Source organism: Methanosarcina sp. MTP4 (assembly GCF_000970045.1).
Taxonomy (GTDB): Archaea; Halobacteriota; Methanosarcinia; order Methanosarcinales; family Methanosarcinaceae; genus MTP4.
The window spans coordinates 2643683-2660158 of record NZ_CP009505.1; the positions used below are offsets into that span (position 1 = coordinate 2643683).

At 48.1% G+C, this 16476-nt stretch carries 16 protein-coding genes and 1 pseudogene; 6 read left to right on the plus strand and 11 right to left on the minus strand.

Going from position 1 to position 16476, the window contains the following annotated elements:
- Nucleotides 1–129 precede the first annotated feature (129 nt).
- Nucleotides 130–1167 carry an AmmeMemoRadiSam system radical SAM enzyme gene (amrS, locus tag MSMTP_RS10920; RefSeq protein WP_048179231.1) on the minus strand — a complete coding sequence of 346 codons (1038 nt, stop codon included), beginning with the start codon at nt 1165–1167 and terminating at the stop codon, nt 130–132.
- 241 nt (nt 1168–1408) lie between these two features.
- Between amrS and MSMTP_RS10925 the strand changes: the two genes are divergently transcribed.
- The 6 genes and pseudogenes from MSMTP_RS10925 (at nt 1409) to MSMTP_RS10950 (ending at nt 4847) form a co-directional block, all read left to right on the plus strand.
- Entirely contained in the window at nt 1409–1687 is a 279-nt protein-coding gene (locus tag MSMTP_RS10925) for a ferrous iron transport protein A (protein WP_048179234.1), read from the plus strand.
- A 111-nt stretch (nt 1688–1798) separates the two neighbouring features.
- A complete protein-coding gene (locus MSMTP_RS10930; RefSeq protein ID WP_231582757.1) occupies nt 1799–2026 on the plus strand; it encodes a FeoA domain-containing protein in 228 nt (75 codons plus the stop codon).
- Nucleotides 2019–2462: pseudogene (locus tag MSMTP_RS10935) on the plus strand (FeoB small GTPase domain-containing protein); the annotation flags it as partial. The gene MSMTP_RS10930 and the pseudogene MSMTP_RS10935, both read left to right, overlap by 8 nt.
- A 147-nt stretch (nt 2463–2609) precedes the next feature.
- Nucleotides 2610–2945 (plus strand): FeoC-like transcriptional regulator, encoded by a 336-nt coding sequence (locus tag MSMTP_RS10940; RefSeq protein WP_048179240.1) that lies wholly within the window; start codon nt 2610–2612, stop codon nt 2943–2945.
- A 931-nt stretch (nt 2946–3876) separates the two neighbouring features.
- Nucleotides 3877–4128 carry a hypothetical protein gene (locus tag MSMTP_RS10945; protein WP_197076073.1) on the plus strand — a complete coding sequence of 84 codons (252 nt, stop codon included), beginning with the start codon at nt 3877–3879 and terminating at the stop codon, nt 4126–4128.
- 236 nt (nt 4129–4364) lie between these two features.
- Nucleotides 4365–4847, plus strand: a complete 483-nt coding sequence (locus MSMTP_RS10950; protein ID WP_048179246.1) for a metal-dependent transcriptional regulator — start codon at nt 4365–4367, stop codon at nt 4845–4847.
- A 140-nt stretch (nt 4848–4987) separates the two neighbouring features.
- Here the strand turns inward: MSMTP_RS10950 and MSMTP_RS10955 are convergent, their stop codons facing one another.
- From MSMTP_RS10955 to MSMTP_RS11000, 10 genes are all read right to left on the minus strand, one after another.
- The gene (locus MSMTP_RS10955) at nt 4988–6088 is read right to left on the minus strand and encodes a methyltransferase (RefSeq protein WP_082090739.1); all 1101 of its coding nucleotides are present in this window, start codon (nt 6086–6088) and stop codon (nt 4988–4990) included.
- Nucleotides 6089–6354: 266 nt separating this feature from the next.
- Nucleotides 6355–7092 carry a dipeptide/oligopeptide/nickel ABC transporter ATP-binding protein gene (locus MSMTP_RS10960; RefSeq protein ID WP_231582758.1) on the minus strand — a complete coding sequence of 246 codons (738 nt, stop codon included), beginning with the start codon at nt 7090–7092 and terminating at the stop codon, nt 6355–6357.
- The gene (locus tag MSMTP_RS10965; RefSeq protein ID WP_048179250.1) at nt 7050–8069 is read right to left on the minus strand and encodes an ABC transporter ATP-binding protein; all 1020 of its coding nucleotides are present in this window, start codon (nt 8067–8069) and stop codon (nt 7050–7052) included. The genes MSMTP_RS10960 and MSMTP_RS10965 overlap by 43 nt, the downstream gene beginning before the upstream one ends.
- Nucleotides 8066–8920 carry a nickel ABC transporter permease subunit NikC gene (nikC, locus tag MSMTP_RS10970; RefSeq protein ID WP_048179252.1) on the minus strand — a complete coding sequence of 285 codons (855 nt, stop codon included), beginning with the start codon at nt 8918–8920 and terminating at the stop codon, nt 8066–8068. Before nikC ends, MSMTP_RS10965 begins: the two co-directional genes overlap by 4 nt.
- 57 nt (nt 8921–8977) lie before the next feature.
- A complete protein-coding gene (gene nikB, locus MSMTP_RS10975) occupies nt 8978–9919 on the minus strand; it encodes a nickel ABC transporter permease (RefSeq protein ID WP_048179255.1) in 942 nt (313 codons plus the stop codon).
- A gap of 139 nt (nt 9920–10058) precedes the next feature.
- On the minus strand, nt 10059–11633 hold the full coding sequence (locus MSMTP_RS10980) for an ABC transporter substrate-binding protein (protein ID WP_048179257.1): 1575 nt from the start codon (nt 11631–11633) through the stop codon (nt 10059–10061).
- A 482-nt stretch (nt 11634–12115) separates the two neighbouring features.
- The gene (locus MSMTP_RS10985) at nt 12116–12895 is read right to left on the minus strand and encodes an ABC transporter ATP-binding protein (protein ID WP_048179260.1); all 780 of its coding nucleotides are present in this window, start codon (nt 12893–12895) and stop codon (nt 12116–12118) included.
- 234 nt (nt 12896–13129) lie between these two features.
- Nucleotides 13130–14236: an iron ABC transporter permease gene (locus MSMTP_RS10990; RefSeq protein ID WP_048179262.1), complete on the minus strand. Its 1107-nt coding sequence runs from the start codon at nt 14234–14236 to the stop codon at nt 13130–13132.
- 169 nt (nt 14237–14405) lie between these two features.
- Nucleotides 14406–15716, minus strand: coding sequence for an ABC transporter substrate-binding protein (locus MSMTP_RS10995; protein ID WP_231582759.1), 1311 nt, complete (start codon nt 15714–15716; stop codon nt 14406–14408).
- Complete coding sequence (locus tag MSMTP_RS11000; protein ID WP_052718379.1) at nt 15716–16399, minus strand: hypothetical protein; 684 nt, start codon at nt 16397–16399, stop codon at nt 15716–15718. Before MSMTP_RS11000 ends, MSMTP_RS10995 begins: the two co-directional genes overlap by 1 nt.
- Nucleotides 16400–16476: the final 77 nt, after the last annotated feature.

Below are 16476 nucleotides of genomic sequence, written 5' to 3' on the forward strand. Positions count from 1 at the left end.
CCCACACTTTCAGAGTTCGTGCCTCGAACCCGCATACTCACAGACAATCGGGATCTTTTCCCCGCACCTTCAGAGTTCGTATCTCGAACCCGCTTATTCTCCTGTAATCGGAATTTTTTCCCCGCACCTTTAGAGTTCGTATCTCGAACCCGCGTATTCTCCCGTTATCGGGATTTTTTCCCCGCACTGCGGACAGGTCTTTTCAGGGGTGATTTCGTATTTTTCGATCTCGAAGAGCCCGCGCTGAATAAGCATTTTTCCGCAGTTCGGACAGTAGGTGTTGTCGTACTTGTGCCCGAAAACGTTTCCAACATAGACGTAATTCATCCCCTCTTCGCTTGCTATTTTGTAGGCCGTATCGAGGGTCTCCACTGGGGTAGGGGAGAGGTCCTGCATCTGGTACTGAGGATGGAAGCGGGTGAAATGGAGGGGGGTGTCGGGACCCAGGTTTTTGTAGACCCAGCGGGAGAGTTCCCGGAGCTCGTCAGGAGAATCGTTACGGGTGGGAATGACAAGGTTCGTGATTTCCACATGAAGCCCCAGCTTCTTTGCAAGCACGGAAGACTCGAGCACCGGAGCCAGTTTAGCACTTACGACATCGTGGTAGAATTCTTCGGTAAACGCTTTGATGTCAATGTTTGCGGCATCGAGATAAGGAGCAATATTTTCAAGGGCTTCAGGGGTCATGTACCCGTTTGTCACGTACACCGTTCCCAGACCCGCTTCCTTTGCAAGTTTCGCGCTTTCATAGCTGTACTCGTGCCAGATCGTGGGCTCGTTATAGGTCCAGGCAATGGACTTCGACCCTGACATCAGCGCCCTTTCCACCAGGTCTTCGGGAAGAATGTCCCTGGTAAAGGAATCTTCCACACAGGTCTGGGAAATCGTCCAGTTCTGGCAGTGTTTGCAGCGGAAGTTGCACCCGACTGTCCCCACGGAATAAGCAAAGGAACCCGGGTAAAAATGGTATAGCGGCTTTTTTTCAATAGGATCAACAGCTTCGCTGGATACGGAGCCGTAGATCAGGGTATAAAGGTCTCCACCCCGGTTTTCCCTGACCCTGCAAAAGCCCCTTTTTCCGGGTGCTATTTTGCACCTATGGGCGCAGAGTTTGCACTGGACCTTATCAGCATCGAGTTTCTCATAGAACATGGCTTCACGAATCACAGCAATCCCCAGTTAGAGATTGTTTTTTTGAGTAATAACGGTTGCCTTCAAACTTTCCTTTTCCTTTAACAAAAAAACATTAGAGAGGCCATATTTTCAATAAAATTTTTTATGATAGTGAATTTTCACGAACCTATTTCGCACAAAGAAAATATATTCGTCAATCCGAAATTTTTAAATAATTGCTACTACATCTAGTAAAATAGAAAAAATTTCGTTATTACGAATATTTTATGGTGAAATGAAAAAAAGAGAGACGATCGAAAAAACCTTGAACATGCTGGAAACAGGCCGTAGAGCTCGTGTTATTCAGGTAAAAGGCCAGGGAAGTTCCCTAAAACGGCTCTTTGAGATGGGCATGGTCCCGGGAACCTTTCTGGAGGTAACTAAAAAAGCTCCCCTGGGAGACCCTGTGGATTTCAAGTTAAAAGGGTACAACCTCTCTCTTCGAAAGCAGGAAGCTGAAATGGTAATTGTTGAAGTAATAAATGAAGTGATGAATGAAGTGATGGATGAGTAAAGGAGAGCTGAATTTGGCTGCACAGATGCCGCGTACAATGCTCCCTAAAGGAGAAGGCTGCAGGGTTAGGGATGTTCGGCAGGCAGGAGTCTCAAAAGAAGACTCTCAGAGATGGACTTTACACCCTCATCCTCTGTCCGGCTTGTCGGAAGAGAAAGGGGTGCCCTACTTGTGATTGTGAACGGCGTGTGTTATGCCCTTGGCAGAGGTATGGCGATGAAAATTATGGTAGAACCCAACTTTGATCAGGGAATAAAATCCGAATTTGATCGGGAAATAAAACCTGACTTTGATCAGAGAGCAAATCCTGACTTTGATCAGGGGGCAAAAATTGACTGAGAACAGGATAAGGGTTGCAGTTACCGGAAACCCGAACGTGGGAAAGACGACTGTTTTCAATGCCATTACCGGAGCCAGGCAAAAAGTAGGAAACTGGCCCGGGGTAACAGTGGAGAATAAGGTAGGCACAAAGGAATATTCAGTGCACGTGCTTGAAATAGTGGACCTTCCGGGAACCTACAGCCTCACGGCTTATTCGGCGGACGAAGTTGTTGCCAGGGACTGTATCCTTGAGGAAAAACCGGATGTTGTTGTGCAGGTTATTGACTCCACAAATCTGGAACGCAACCTCTACCTGAGCACCCAGCTTCTGGAAATGGGCAGCAACTTGGTGCTTGCCCTCAATATGTCGGACCTTGCGGACAAAAGGGGCGATAAAATAGACATTCCCATGTTTGAAAAATTCCTGGGAGTTTCGGTAGTCAGGACAACAGCATGCCTGGCTGCTGCTTGCGGAGGGGTATGAGAAGTGGACACTGCTTGCAGGCTTCAAACCCGCACTGTACCTGGGCATACTTTCTCTTGTAGCATACACGAGCTGGAATGGGAAGTTCGGGCTCCGGGGATGAAGGGGATACAAACAATGGTTCTTGGATACATGTATGCATTAAAACAGATGGTGGAAATGGAAAAGAATGGAGGGATTTCCTTAAAAGAGCTCTCCATGCAATTGAATACAAGTACTCAGAAGCTTAAAGACTTGTTTGAAATTATGGAAAGAGCAGGGCACATTGAAAAGCTGGTTGACAAAAATGCCGGCACCCTTTCTGTTTCATCTCAGCCTGCATGTTCAGGTTCCTTCAGGACCTGCGTTCTTTGCGGAAACTGTGGGCAGTGCGGAAGAAACGCCGTTTCTAGCGGCACGATTTACAGGTTGACTGAAAAAGGAAGGAGAGTCTGTAATAAGCAGACGGGTTGAGCTTTAAAAAGTCATGATGAACAAAAGCTGGAAATCTCAAATGCTATGGTCAACCTTCCCTGCCCATAAAGTTTTACAAACAGACTGAATAGCGAATGGATCAAAAATCTTGCGACCATGAAAAATGACCTCTGTATAGCAAAAGCTGGCATCAAACAATGTAAAACTTTAAGGTACAGGAAGGGAAAAGTCCCTGGTTTTTGAAAATTTCCGGATCAATGGAAAGAAAGAGCAGAGAAAAGAGTAACTCCTATCTGGATGAAATTCCAGCTTTAATAGAATTCATGAAACTGAAAACATAAAAATTCCCTGGTCTGCTTTTCTTTCTACATAACAAAAATAAAACAATTGAAACAAATAAAAAATATCCAGAGATGTAAGGCAAAGTAACACTTTTTGCTTACATCACTTGCGTTTCATTCTTCATAGTCTGCCCTCTGGTGGTAGACATGATAAATGAAAGCCGGAAATCTCAAATGTTGAGGCCAGTCGCACCTGTTCATAAAGTTTTGTAAATAGATAAAAGCAAACGGATCAAACAGCAAACAGACCAAACAACAAACAGATCAAACAGCAAACAAATTAAAAAACAGACGACCAAAGAAAAACGACCTCATATAGCAAGAACTGGCATCGAAAACGATGTAAAACTTTAAGGTGCAGGAGAAAAGTCCCTGGCTTTTGAAAATTTCCGGATCAATGGAAAGAAAGAGCAGAGAAAAGAGTAACTCCTATCTGGATGAAAATCCATCTTTAATGGGAAATTATACGGACTGAAAACTGAAAAACTCCCGGTTCTGCCTTTCTTTCCAAAAAATACCAATATAAAGGTGAAATAAATGAAAATGCCCGGAGATGGCGGGAAAATGAACACTTTCTTACTCTCATCACTTGCATTTCATTCTTCATAGTCTGCCCGCGGATGGCAGGCATGACAGGTATAATCACAAATTCCTCACAGATAAATGCCGTTTACCTGGCTGTGGCAGGAACTCTTATTTCTCTTCCACTAATTGTGGCAATGGTACTTATATTCCAGAAATACGGACTTATGGCATCACTTGCTTTTTCAGCATTTACGGATCCTGGAGCTGCGTATTTCATGAAAGAAATAAGCTTGAAAGCAGGATTTGAAACTTTTATTATATTTTTCTTCGTAGTGGCGGGTTTGAAAGTAGCTTAAAGAGTTTCTGCTCTTTTGTGAACCTGTTCCTTTGTGAAGGCTTGATTTCAGCTTTTCTATTTCGATTTTTCTTTTCAGGACTCTGCAACAAATAGTAATTAGTAACTGTAATCAAAGTTGCGCTGGCGCACCCCGCTGCAAGCAACGGGGTATTCGGCTGAAATAAACAGTTATATTTATATTTCTTTCATGCATAATCGAATATGATTCGGCATCCCAAAAAAGGTTCGATTTTTATGACAACGGAAAGAGATGAAGACTATTTGAAAATCATAGCTTCAATTGTAGAAGAAAAAGGATATGCCAAAGTCAAAGATGTGGCAAAAGAACTGGACCTTGGTCCTTCTACCGTAACGGGCATGTTCAAAAAACTTGACAAAGAAGGCTACATAAATTATGAAAAATACGGAGGAGTAACCCTTACTGATAAAGGGGAGGAAATCGCCAGGAAGACAAGGGAAAAGTACAGCATGCTCAAAGCCTTCCTCACCAGCCTGGGTCTTGACGAAAAAACCGCGGAAAAAGATGCCTGCAGAATCGAGCATATCCTGGACCCAAAAACAGCAGAAACACTGGAAAAATTTGTCGAATTCGTTAATGCCAAAGGCGAATCAAAAATCTGGATTGAACATTTCAGGCATTTCACCCGGACTGGAGAATATGTAGAATGCAACCCCGAAAAACGGGATAAATGTCCGGTTCACGGCAAGGAAAAATGAGGTATTTTCTTTCTTCACTTAGTTTGCACTTCAACAAGAAGCCTCTCCATAAAATATGAATTACTCCTTGAGCTAAGACATCATCTTTTACGTTCGCGACGATGACCTATTTTTATGAAAAAAAATTGAAATTGGATTTATTAATTGGATTTATTGACCTTCCTTGCAAACACCATCCTTGACCCTTCTTTCATATCCAGGGTCCTGAAGACTTCAAGCCCGTAATCACCCAGCATTCCAACATATTCATTGAAAGGTACGCTGTTTTCAAAGCAGTATCCTGTCCCTCCTTTCTTTGTGTCTTCAAAAGTCCAGAGGTTCCAGTCCAGGTTGAAGAGGGGATTTGATTCCGTATTTTCTTCCGGGACCTGCCGGGTTACGAAAACTCCTCCTTCATTCAGGGCTGAAGCGATTTTCGGAATAAGTTCCGGGACCTTGCCGCCCGGGTTAAAGGATGAGAAAACCAGGTCGTACCCGGTCCCGAGTTCGTCCTTGAAAAAGTCCCCTGGAATTACGTCCACGTTGGAAGCCCCGTATTTTTCAATGTACTGCTTCGTCTTTACGGTTACCGGGGGAAGATCGAATACGAAAGCTTCAAGCTGCTCGTTAATTTTTGCAAAAGCAATGGCATAGAGCCCGTGCCCTCCTCCCAGGTCCAGAAGTTTCCGAACATTTCCGAAATCAACATTTTCCATGACCGTCCTGACGGTTTCCTGGAGCAGCCCACAACGGGCATTTTCAGCCATACAGCTGATAACCTCCCCAAAAAACGGGCCTTTTTCGACAAGTTCCGGACCCTTCCTCATAAGCTCGGGCAAACGAGCCCAGAGCGCAACGTTCCTGAACTTTTCGGAAAGGTAATGCTGCTGGGAAAACGGACTTTCCTTAAGGAGATATGCAGCGCTAAGTTCCGAATTCACATACCAGGGTGAAACCGGGCTTTTTTCAGCTTTTTCAGCTTTTTCGTCGCTCTCTTCCACCTGCAACTCTTCCTCAGCCTCACCTATCTCCTCAAAACTGTCCAGAAGCCCGAGCCTGACGAGAGCTTCACAGAAATGGGGAACTAACACAGGGTCACACCCCAGCCTTTCGGCAAGTTCCCCTGCCTGTAGAGGGGTTTTCAGGGCTTCAAAAACTCCAAGTTCAAGAGCCGTTTCAATTAGCCTGTACTCTCTAAGTCCCCTGATCGAGTCGTCCATGAGCTTGAAGAAACGGTCTGCACCCAGAACCGGAGTTTCCATTATGTCATCATTTACTTTCAAGTTCAATCTCCTTTTAACGCTTTTTTCGTCCTCGCCTTTAACATAATTGCCTGATGTAACGTAATTACCATCAAGTAAATCCCAATATGAAAGAATCAACTGGAAATTTATGGAAATAAGTTGGAAATCTGTTGAAAACTAATGTAAATTTATTGTAAATAAGTTGGAAATCAGTTGGAAACTAATGTAAATTTATTGGAAATAAGTTGGAAATTAATGTAAATTTATTGGAAATCAATAAAAAGTCACCTGAAATCAACTATTTTTCCTCCCTCCATAACCGCGATCTCATCGCTCATCCACTCAACGACTTCCATGTCATGTGAAATAAACAGGAAGCTGATCCCGTAGTCTTCCTGGAGGCTTTTTAGCAGGGAGAGGATCTGGGCCTGGACAAGGGGATCGAGCATGGAAGTGGGCTCATCCGCCACAATGAATTTGGGCCTCAGCCCCAGGATCCGGGCAATTGCAACCCTCTGGAGCTGTCCTCCGCTAAGTTCCCTGGGGTAACGAAAAAGCAGTTCCCTGTTCAGGGAAACAGCATCAATCAGTTCCAGAATCCTGTTTTCTTCGGCTTCTTTTCCGCAGAGCCCGTGGATCCTCAGGGGCTCGGCAATACAGTCGTAAATCTTCATCTTGGGGTTGAGGGTGGATTCCGGGTGCTGAAAAATAATCTGCATTTCGGTCCCGAGTTTTTTAAGTTCCCTGCCCTTCAGCCCGGAAATGTCCCTGCCCTCGAAAAAGACCTTTCCCCCCGTGGGCTCCATCAGCCTCAGGACCGTTCTGCCGAGTGTGGATTTGCCGCAGCCGCTTTTTCCGACAAGCCCCAGGGTTTTGCCCTTTTCAAGCTCAAAACTCACATCGTCTACAGCCCGGTTCACTTGCCTGCGAAAGAGCCCGGAATTGTAATACTTTTTCAGGTTCTCGACTTTTAAGAGCGTCACTGCGTATCCACTCCAGTATCTTGCTCTGTCTCCTGCCATGCATCTTGCCCTGTCTCTTGTCCCATCTCTCGTCCTGCATCTTTTTCATAGAGCAGGCACCTGACCTGCCTTCCTCCTTCAAGTTCCAGGAGCTCGGGCCGGGTTTTCGGGCAGGCTTCTATCCGGAATTTGCAGCGGGGATGGTATCTGCAGCCGGAAGGAGGAGAAACAAAACTCGGGCTCTGGCCCGGGACGGCACGAAGCCCTTTTCCGGGCAGGGACTCCAGGAGGGCACGGGTGTAGGGGTGTTTAGGGCTGGAAAATACTTCGCCGGCATCCCCGGTTTCCACGATTTCCCCGGCATACATGACTGCAGCCCTGTCCGCAACCCTCTCCGCAACTTCCAGGTCATGGGTAATCAGGAGCAGGGAAGAACCCTCCCGCCGGACAAGCCCGGAAATCAGGTCTGCAATCTGCTGCTTTGTCTGCGGGTCGAGCCCTTTGGTAGGCTCATCAGCAATCAGGAGTCCGGGGTGCAGGGCAAGCCCCATAGCCACCATGACCCGCTGGAGCATTCCCCCACTGAACTGATGCGGGTATTCGGATTTTTTCGAAGGGTCGATCCCCACGAGTTCGAGCAGCTCCCCGGCTTTCTTTCCGGCATCCTTTTTTCCGCAGTTTTCATGGCAGCGGTAGATTTCGGCTATCTGATCCCCTACCGAAAGCACTGGGTTCAGGGAAAGGGAAGGGTTCTGGAGCATGATCCCGATTTCTTTGCCCCGCAGATGCCTCATTTCCTTTTCGGAAAGGTCCAGCAAATCCCGCCCCTTGAAAAGGATTTTGCCTTCGAGCTTCACATTCCTCGAAAGCAGCCTCAGAAGAGCTTTTCCAAAAGTCGTTTTTCCGCACCCGGTTTCCCCGATGAGAGCAAGGATTTCTCCCTCTTTAACCTCCAGGAAAATGCCCTCATTGGCTTTCACGGGACCCCTGGTTGTATTGAAAGAGACGTTAAGGTCCTCTACCGAAAGCAGGCTCATCCAGCCATCACCTCCCGGTCCGTCTCCGTATCAAGGCAGTCCCGGAGCCCGTCGCCGGCGAAATTGAAGGCCATGACCGTGAGCATGATCATCAAACCCGGGAAAAAGGTCAGGTGGGGAGCACTACGGAGGTACGGGATCCCGGCTTTGAGCATCGCGCCCCATTCGGGATCAGGGAGCTGGATCCCGAGTCCGAGGAAACTAAGGGCTGCCGCAAATATGATCACATGGGCTATCTCCAGCGTCCCGAGCACGACCACACTTTCCAGGCAGTTTGGCAGGATATGCCGGCGCATGATATAGAAGTTCGAAGCCCGAAGCGCCTTTGCAGCTTCCACGAAAGCCCTTTTTTTCAGGGACAGGACCTGCCCCCTGACAAGCCTTGTGTAGACCGGCCACTGGGTAAGGGAAAGGGCAAGTACGACATTAGTAAAACCGGAACCAAGCAGCCCTGCAATAACAAGGGCAAGAATTATGTTGGGAAACGCAAGGACTATGTCCACGCCCCTCATTACGATTTCGTCAAACAGGCCTCCCCTGTACCCGGAAAGCACCCCGAGCAGCGTACCTGCAATTGAGGTTGCAGCGACTACCAGGACCCCGATCCCGAGGGAAAACCTTGTTCCATAGACTACTCTTGAAAAAATGCAGCGCCCCAGGTCATCCGTCCCGAAAGGATATTCGAAAGAGGGAGCCTCAAGCCGCCGATCAAGCTTTAGATCAAGAGGGTCATGGGGGGACACAAAGGGGGCAAAGATCGCAAGAAAAGAGAGCAGGATGATGAGCAGGACTCCAAGCACTGCAAGCCTGTTTTTCCGGAATTCCCGGATATTGAGTCTTTTTCCTGTCATATTTATGCACTTCCTCCCACTTCAGTCATTCTGCCCGTTTCTATCATTCTGCTTGCTTCAGTCATGTTTGCCATACCTTATCCTCGGGTCGAGCACTGCATACAGTATATCCACTGCCAGGTTGGAAAGCGAAAACAAAACGGCAATAAAGAGCACACATCCCTGGACCAGGGCAAAGTCCCGTGCAAAGATGGAATCCACAAGCAGCATTCCAAGCCCCGGCCAGGAAAATATTGTCTCAACAATTACTGCTCCTCCCAGGAGATAGCCAAGCTGCATCCCTGAAAAAGTAAGGACAGGGAGAAGCGCGTTTTTTAGAGCATGCCTGATAAGGATTGTCCTTTCATCGAGCCCTTTTGCCCTGGCAGCCACGATATATTCCTGTTTCAGCACCTCCAGCATACTTGAGCGGGTAAGCCTTGTGGTTACCCCAGCCATAGAAGTGCCGAGGGTAAGAGTCGGGAGGACCAGGTTATCCAGAGTACCGTAACCGAAACTTGGGAGCATGTGGAGTTTCAGGGCAAAAAGCCAGATCAAAAGGAGTCCCAGCCAGAAATTGGGGATGGAAACCCCTAGCAGAGACGTGAAAACGCAGGCACTGTCAAGCAAGGTGTTTTGCCTTAGCGCACTCACTATGCCTGCGGGAATAGCTATAGCCAGGGAAAGCAAAAGGCTTGCAAGGGCAAGTTCGGCAGTAGCTGGCAGACAGCGCAAGATCTCTTCAAGGATATCATCGGAATTTATAACTGACTTTCCAAAATCCAAGTGCAGGACATGTCCGAGCCAGTTAAGGTACTGGACATGGGCAGGTGAGTCCAGGCCTTCAGCTTCCCTGACGGCTTCGATCTGCTCGAAGCTCAGGTCCTGCCCGTACCTGGCAAAAGCAATGACCTCGGCAGGGTCCCCGGGAGCAAGGTACATCGCAGAGAAGGTAACGAGTGTCACCCCAAAGATGACTACAGAAATCAGGAGCAGGCGTTTTGCTATGTAGTTCCACATTTTTCTCGGTCCGGTTTTTCCTCAGATATGAATAGAAACAAGGGAGCCTAAAATAAAAACGAAAGTGGAAAGGGTTCGGGATTTTCACTCCTTTCCACAGCAATTCGTTTTTTATCCACAGCAATTCGTTTTTTATGAATTATTCATTTTCCAGATACACTCCATCAAGGTTCAGCCAGGGGTCCTCCGAGGTAATCGTGTACCCTTTAACACAGGAGTTGGAAGCTACGATTTTTTCCTCGTGGACCAGGTAGAAGGCCGGGACTTCTTCGATGATAAAGTCCTGCAGGGAATAGTAAAGTTCCTTCTGCTTTTCCTCATCCGCAGTCATGTCAGCTGCGTTTACGAGCTCATCGTAAGTAGCGTTCCTGTAATGGGAAAACGGAGACGCGGAATGGTGCACGAAGAAATGTTTCGGATACGGGCCCCAGACAAAGTGGCCGGTGCGCAGGATTATGTCAAAGTCCCCGGAATTTTCAAGCTGGGTAACAGCCCCTCCTTCCAGGAGCTTGATTTCCACATCAATTCCCACTTCCGCAAGTTCACCCTGAATTGCCTGGGCCATGGGGTTGTGCCTGGACGCCCAGACCCCATTGCTGACCAGGAGGGTCACACACAGGGGTTCCCCGTCCTTTTCCACTATACCGTCCCCGTCTGAATCTCCCCACCCGGCTTCCGAAAGCAGGGCTCTTGCCCTCTCAGGGTCCCGGGAATAGGTCTCAAGGTCAGGGTTGGAGTACATCATGACAGGGGAGTAAGCCCTTCCGTTTGCGGCTTCTCCTATGCCTTCAAGCACCTCGCTGGTAATCATTTCCGTATCCACGGCATAGGCAACACTCTGCCTGACCGCCTTATCGCTGAAAGGAGCTTTTTCGCAGTTAAACTGCAGGAAGTCGGTGAAGGTAGTAAGTTTTCTGTGTACTTCGATTCCCTCTTCGTTTTCGAGCCTCGAAACGTCATATTCGGGAACCTTGATGATCATGTCCACTTCCCCGGTCTCGAGTGCCATAACCCTGGTGGAAGCTTCGGGAATCACCTTGAAAGTGACCTTTTCAAGCTCGGGCTTTTCTCCCCAGTACTCCTCGTTGCGAGAAACTACGATTTCCTGGTCCTTTGCCCGGCTTTCGAACTTGAAAGGACCGGTACCCACAGGGCTTATGAAGTTTCCTTCGGCATCAACAGAGCTCGGGCTCATTACCGGCCAGGCTACGTGGGTCAGGTAGAAAGGCAAAGGCATGGGTTTTGCCAGCACGAACTTCACGGTGTGGTTGTCAAGGGCTTCCACGCTCTCAATGGGCCTGAGCACGGCCTGGGTGACATAGGACTGCGTGGAGTAGGAAAAAACAACCGCATCCGCATCAAAAGGTGTCCCGTCATGGAAGCTTACCCCTTCCCGGAGGTGGAAGATCCATGTAGTACCGTCATCCGGCGTTTCCCAGGACTCGGCGAGGCCGGGGACGATGTTCAGGTCAGGGTCAAGCCTGACAAGAGTCTCATAGATCTGGGACCAGACAAAACGTCCATCTCCGTCCGGAAATTTGTCCAGGTACCAGTTGTTGACATCCGTACTGATTCCCACGGTCAGTTCCTGGGAAGAGACTTCGGAACCTGCCCCTTTAGCAGTTCCGTCCTCTTCCCCACCTATGCAGGCACTGGCACTGATTACGGCCAGCAGCATTAAAGTGAGCGTGATAAGCTTGAGTTTTTGATTCATGGAAGATCCTCTTCTGGATAGAGCAGTTCCGGGTAGAGCAGTTCCGGGTAGAGCAGTTCTGGAGAGATATAATTCCCAAAACTCCGATTCAGTCCATCGTTAAAGGAACTAGTTAAAGAAAGACAGACTGAGCCTGGAGCCCCAAACGAGATGTAAAATCAAAACACCCTGTTCAGGCACAATCCAACATAATTTTTTTCAAAACATTCACTTAACATATTTATTATTAGAGACATTTTATTTCTATAAATGTTAATTTGTCAAAATATTGTAATACTCAATATGATAAAAGAGTTTTCTTATATGAACAAATAGTAAACAGTGTTAACAAAAAGTAGCACCTCATTTTCAGAAAAATTATTTAAAAGAAACAGAGAAAAATAAAAAAAATGAGCTATCCTCGCTATCAGGAAAAAGTCTACGAAGATGACCTGAAATTTCAGGAAATCCGAGTAAATTTAAATCAAGGGTAAATCTTAATCTCAGGCTACTTCAAGCTGCTTCAAAGGCAGTACGTAGGGGACTTCGGCATGGGTACTTACGCTAGCCTCGACCCCGTAAACAGAAGCGATGTTTTCAGGGGTCAGGACTGAAAAAGGGTCTCCCATGGCAACTATTTTACCCTGTTTCATCATAATCATGCCGTCCGAATACTTGGCAGCAAGGTTCAGGTCATGGACAGCCATGAGAGCAGCGACCTTCTTTTCTTTTACAAGCCCTCTTACCAGTTCCATGACATCGAGCTGGTGCCAGATGTCCAGGTTGCTTGTAGGTTCGTCAAGAAGCATAACCCCGGTATCCTGCACGAGGGCTCTTGCGATCAGGACTTTTTGTTGCTGCCCCCCGCTAAGCTCATTGAAAATGCAAAGGGCAAGGTCTTCGATTCCAAGCCTTTCGAGTGCTTCCCAGACTCTTTCCTCGTCCTTTTCACCGCTGAACCAGCCCAGGTGCGGACGTCTTCCCATAAGCACGGTTTCGAAAACAGTGCTTGAAAATACCCTGTTGGAACTCTGGGGGACGTAGGAGAGCGTCCTTGCCACTTCAAGCCTTTTCATTTGACTGAGATCTTTTCCTTCCACAGTGATATTTCCTGCCCTGGGAGAAAGGATCCTGTCAATACACTTTAAAAGTGTGGACTTCCCCGCCCCGTTAGGCCCAACAATGCTTACCAGGCTTGAAGCCCGAATGTCAAATGAGACATTTTCAAAAATATTCACGTTTGAATACCCAAACGCCATATCCTTTACCTGTATTTTTACCATCCTATCAGAACTCCTTTTCAGACCGGAATTCATTTCCCACTAGTGGTCCACTATTTGCTTCAGTGCTGCTCCCCTCATTTTACTTTACTTACCAGAACTCCTTCCTCACCAAACTCCTTCCTCACCAAACTCCTTCCTCACCAAACTCCTTCCTCACCAAACTCCTTCCTCACCAAACTCCTTCCTCACCAGAACTTCTTACTTATCATAATCCCCTTTTACCAAGCTCCCTCCTTACCAGAACTCCTTCCTTTTCCTCTTCAGGATCAGATACATGAAAAACGGCACCCCAAGAAGCGAACTTGTGATGCCTGTGGGAATGATTGTCGGCCTTACGATGTTCATACCGATGGCGTCTGCCGAGATAAGGATCAAAGCGCCCAGGATCCCGGAAGAAGGGAGCAGGTATTTGTGGTCGGAACCTATGATCATCCTGGCCATGTGGGGTGCAACGAGCCCGATAAAGGCGATGGTGCCCGTAAAGCATACTATTGTCGCAACAAGGAGGCTTGCAAGCACCATGCTGAACATCCGGACTTTATTTGCGTCGATTCCCAGGCTTTTCGCGTTTTCATCCCCCACTGCCATCAGGTTCAGGTCATTAGCCTTCAGGTAGAGCAGGGGTATGCAGATGGCAAAAAGTCCCAGAAGCAAAGGGAAATTCTTCCAGGAGAAGGCTGAAAGGTCTCCCATACCCCAGCTTACCATAACCCTGAGCTGCTCATCCGTTGCAAAATACTGGAAAAGGCTGCTAAGGGCATTGAAAAGGTAGTTTACGGCTATGCCTGCAAGGATCAGGGTTTCGGAACTTGCCCCTTTAAGGCTTGCAAGCGCGATAATGAAAAAGGCGCAGAGCATTGCAAACAAAAAAGCGTTCCCTACAAGCAGATAGGGCCCACTTACGATCCCGACCCCCATGACCGCCGCAACCGCAACCCCGAAATGAGCTCCTGCCGAGATCCCGAGGGTAAAAGGGCTTGCAAGGGGATTTTTAAGCACTGCCTGCATTACGCAGCCACAAATCCCAAGCCCGAAACCTGCAAGGATGCCGCCCACAATCCTGGGAAAGCGGATGTTCCACACAACCTGGGAGGGAAGCTCAAAAGTCCCGAAATGGCCCGGGAAAAACCTGTCGAGCAAAATACGGTAAACATCAAGCACGGTAATATCAAGCGGTCCGATCGTTATTATGTACCCTGCAAGGAATGCAACCATCAGCAGGAGAAAAACCATGAAACAGAGCTTTCTCCACTTATACCTGTGGTATGCTGCCCGAACGGCATTATTTCCGGTTCGGGATTTCAGTGCACCCTTGATGGGGTTTTCAAGTATTCCTGCCATGCTTTACCATCTCGATATTTCTGTATTTCCGGGCATTTCTCTACGAAGTCCAAAATTTCCGGGGCTCCGTGTCTTATTTCCGGGGTTCCGAGTATAAGTTCCGGGCATTTTCTTCACGAATTCCAAAAGTGCAGACCTCAGCAAATGCAAACCTCAGCAAGTTCGGACTTCAGGACACCTCTTCGGCAAACTGCTGGTATTCGGCAATAGCTGTATAAACCCCGTCTACTCCGAACAGTTTCCTGTAGATCTCGTTGCCTTCCTTTTCCAGGTCAAGGTCCTTGAATTCCTCGGGGTGCAGGCATTTTGCCATATACATCATGTTCAGGAGGCTGCGGTCGATCGGCCTTCCCCTGCAGTACGGGTAGAAGCAGTCGTAGACATGCCCGTTTTTCACTGCCGGGATTTCTGACAGTTCGGGGGTTTCCATTACGAAGTCCTTTCCGGTCTGGCCATCCCAGGTGCTCCAGGCAACGAAAATGTATTCAGGGTTCCAGGCAACGATCTGTTCCGGAGCCACGTTTATCTCTTCCCCCTCGCACTCTTTCGCAAGGTTATCCCCGCCTGCAAGGGTGAGAGGTTCGTACACTGCCTCGGTCCTAGTAAAGTCCCGGCCTTCCACGGAATCGTAAAACCCTTTCTTCGCACCCCTGGGAGCAAAATAAACGGTAGGGATTTCACTTTCATCAAGCTGGTCAGTGACCGATTTTACCATGTCGACCTTTGACTGGACAAAGTTCTCTAGGTCTTCGGCTTCCTCTCCCCGGTCAAGCACCTCTCCTAAAAGCCTCATGAGGGCATAGTCTTCCTCAAAGGTAAACCCGGTACCTGCATCCACGCAGGGACAGCCAACCTTTTCCTCAATCAGGTCTCCGCGGCTGTACCAGAGGGCGTCGAAGACCACGTCAGGTTTCAAAAGGGCCATGGTTTCGTAATCAATTTCCTTGCGCGTATTGGTCTCGGGAAGCTCATCAAGCTGCCCTCCTCCATAAACCTGCAGGCCTTCCCAAGCACCCAGGGCAATTTTGTTGTCATTGACGTCCCTGGGAAGTACGCAGCCTCCCCGCGTGCACTCGTCCGTTGCAACAAATTTGTCAAGGTCACCGAAAGCTATGATAATCCTGGAATTATCCGGGTTTGTGGTTATGATCCTTTCCACAGGCCTGTAAAAAGTTACCTGGCGGTCGTGCATATCTGTGATCGTCTTTGCTTTTCCGTCCCAGAAGCTGTAGATGAAAGCCGCATCCCCTACATCGTCAAGGGAATAGCTCCCTTCCCCGAGCATGTAGGCGCAGACCGCATCTGCCAGTTCTTCTTCGGAAATCTCCCCGTCCCCTCCCCCGCAGGGAAGTTCGGCAGCAGAGGCAGCCACAGGGTTCACGAAAAGCAGCCCGATACATATGAAAAGCAAAAGTCCGGCAAGCAAACCGGATGATGGTTTAGGCACCGATGGCAATTTCATCGCGGATGACAACTTCATCACTTTCTCCCTCCTGATATCTTTCTCCCTCCACCTATCTCTCTTCCTCCGCTTATTTTCATTTTAAATAGAGAAGCACAGATAAGCAAACCAAGGGAAGCAATACCAATCCCAAACCCGGGAGCGGAACTGCCAGATTCCTCGGAACCGGCTTTACTTGAATCAGAGGCTGTTGAAGACCCTGTCTGGCTTTTGCTTCCGCTGGCAGGCAGGATAGAATTAGGGTCGCTTACGCTTTCCCACCTTTCCTTTCCCTCGTTCAGTTCAGGGGTCTGCACGAGCAGGTCAACCCATTCTCCCGTAAAACTGTCCTTTCCTCCGGCAGGTGAGGCTATTACCCTGTACCTTATTTCCGTTTCATCAAGCACGGAAAAAGCGATCATCCCGGCTTCCCGGTCCACTTCGAAATGGGCTGCATCCGAAACGTCGGCATCTTTATCAGGAAAACGGAAACCTTCCGGAATCTTTTCAACAATTCCGACCGCAAGAGGGGCTTCCCCCTCGATATTCAGTACGATTTCAACTTCCTCGTCGGCTCCGAAAGCTTCCGGAGCCACCCTGGTTACGGATTTTATTTCCTCATAACTGGCAGCGCTTACCCCTGCAGGCAACAGCACGAAAATGGCCAGAAGCAGCAGGAAAGACAGCGAAACTCCTGCTCTTATTCTTTCTTTTCTTATCATATGCACCCTCGTCAACATTTTACCCCATTAAACGGATTAAAAATGACACCCTTCATTGCAACGGATACTAACTTGAA

What these genes read in the sequence shown, in the direction of transcription:
- MSMTP_RS10940 (WP_048179240.1), top strand. Translation starts at nt 2,610, where the DNA reads ATGGTTCTTGGATACATGTATGCATTAAAACAGATGGTGGAAATGGAA.
- MSMTP_RS10995 (WP_231582759.1), bottom strand. Translation starts at nt 15,716, where the DNA reads ATGAAGTTGTCATCCGCGATGAAATTGCCATCGGTGCCTAAACCATCA.
- MSMTP_RS11000 (WP_052718379.1), bottom strand. Translation starts at nt 16,399, where the DNA reads ATGATAAGAAAAGAAAGAATAAGAGCAGGAGTTTCGCTGTCTTTCCTG.
- MSMTP_RS10945 (WP_197076073.1), top strand. Translation starts at nt 3,877, where the DNA reads ATGACAGGTATAATCACAAATTCCTCACAGATAAATGCCGTTTACCTG.
- MSMTP_RS10980 (WP_048179257.1), bottom strand. Translation starts at nt 11,633, where the DNA reads ATGAATCAAAAACTCAAGCTTATCACGCTCACTTTAATGCTGCTGGCC.
- nikB (WP_048179255.1), bottom strand. Translation starts at nt 9,919, where the DNA reads ATGTGGAACTACATAGCAAAACGCCTGCTCCTGATTTCTGTAGTCATC.
- MSMTP_RS10930 (WP_231582757.1), top strand. Translation starts at nt 1,799, where the DNA reads ATGGACTTTACACCCTCATCCTCTGTCCGGCTTGTCGGAAGAGAAAGG.
- MSMTP_RS10985 (WP_048179260.1), bottom strand. Translation starts at nt 12,895, where the DNA reads ATGGTAAAAATACAGGTAAAGGATATGGCGTTTGGGTATTCAAACGTG.
- nikC (WP_048179252.1), bottom strand. Translation starts at nt 8,920, where the DNA reads ATGACAGGAAAAAGACTCAATATCCGGGAATTCCGGAAAAACAGGCTT.
- MSMTP_RS10960 (WP_231582758.1), bottom strand. Translation starts at nt 7,092, where the DNA reads ATGGCAGGAGACAGAGCAAGATACTGGAGTGGATACGCAGTGACGCTC.
- MSMTP_RS10925 (WP_048179234.1), top strand. Translation starts at nt 1,409, where the DNA reads ATGAAAAAAAGAGAGACGATCGAAAAAACCTTGAACATGCTGGAAACA.
- MSMTP_RS10965 (WP_048179250.1), bottom strand. Translation starts at nt 8,069, where the DNA reads ATGAGCCTGCTTTCGGTAGAGGACCTTAACGTCTCTTTCAATACAACC.
- MSMTP_RS10990 (WP_048179262.1), bottom strand. Translation starts at nt 14,236, where the DNA reads ATGGCAGGAATACTTGAAAACCCCATCAAGGGTGCACTGAAATCCCGA.
- MSMTP_RS10950 (WP_048179246.1), top strand. Translation starts at nt 4,365, where the DNA reads ATGACAACGGAAAGAGATGAAGACTATTTGAAAATCATAGCTTCAATT.
- MSMTP_RS10955 (WP_082090739.1), bottom strand. Translation starts at nt 6,088, where the DNA reads ATGGAAACTCCGGTTCTGGGTGCAGACCGTTTCTTCAAGCTCATGGAC.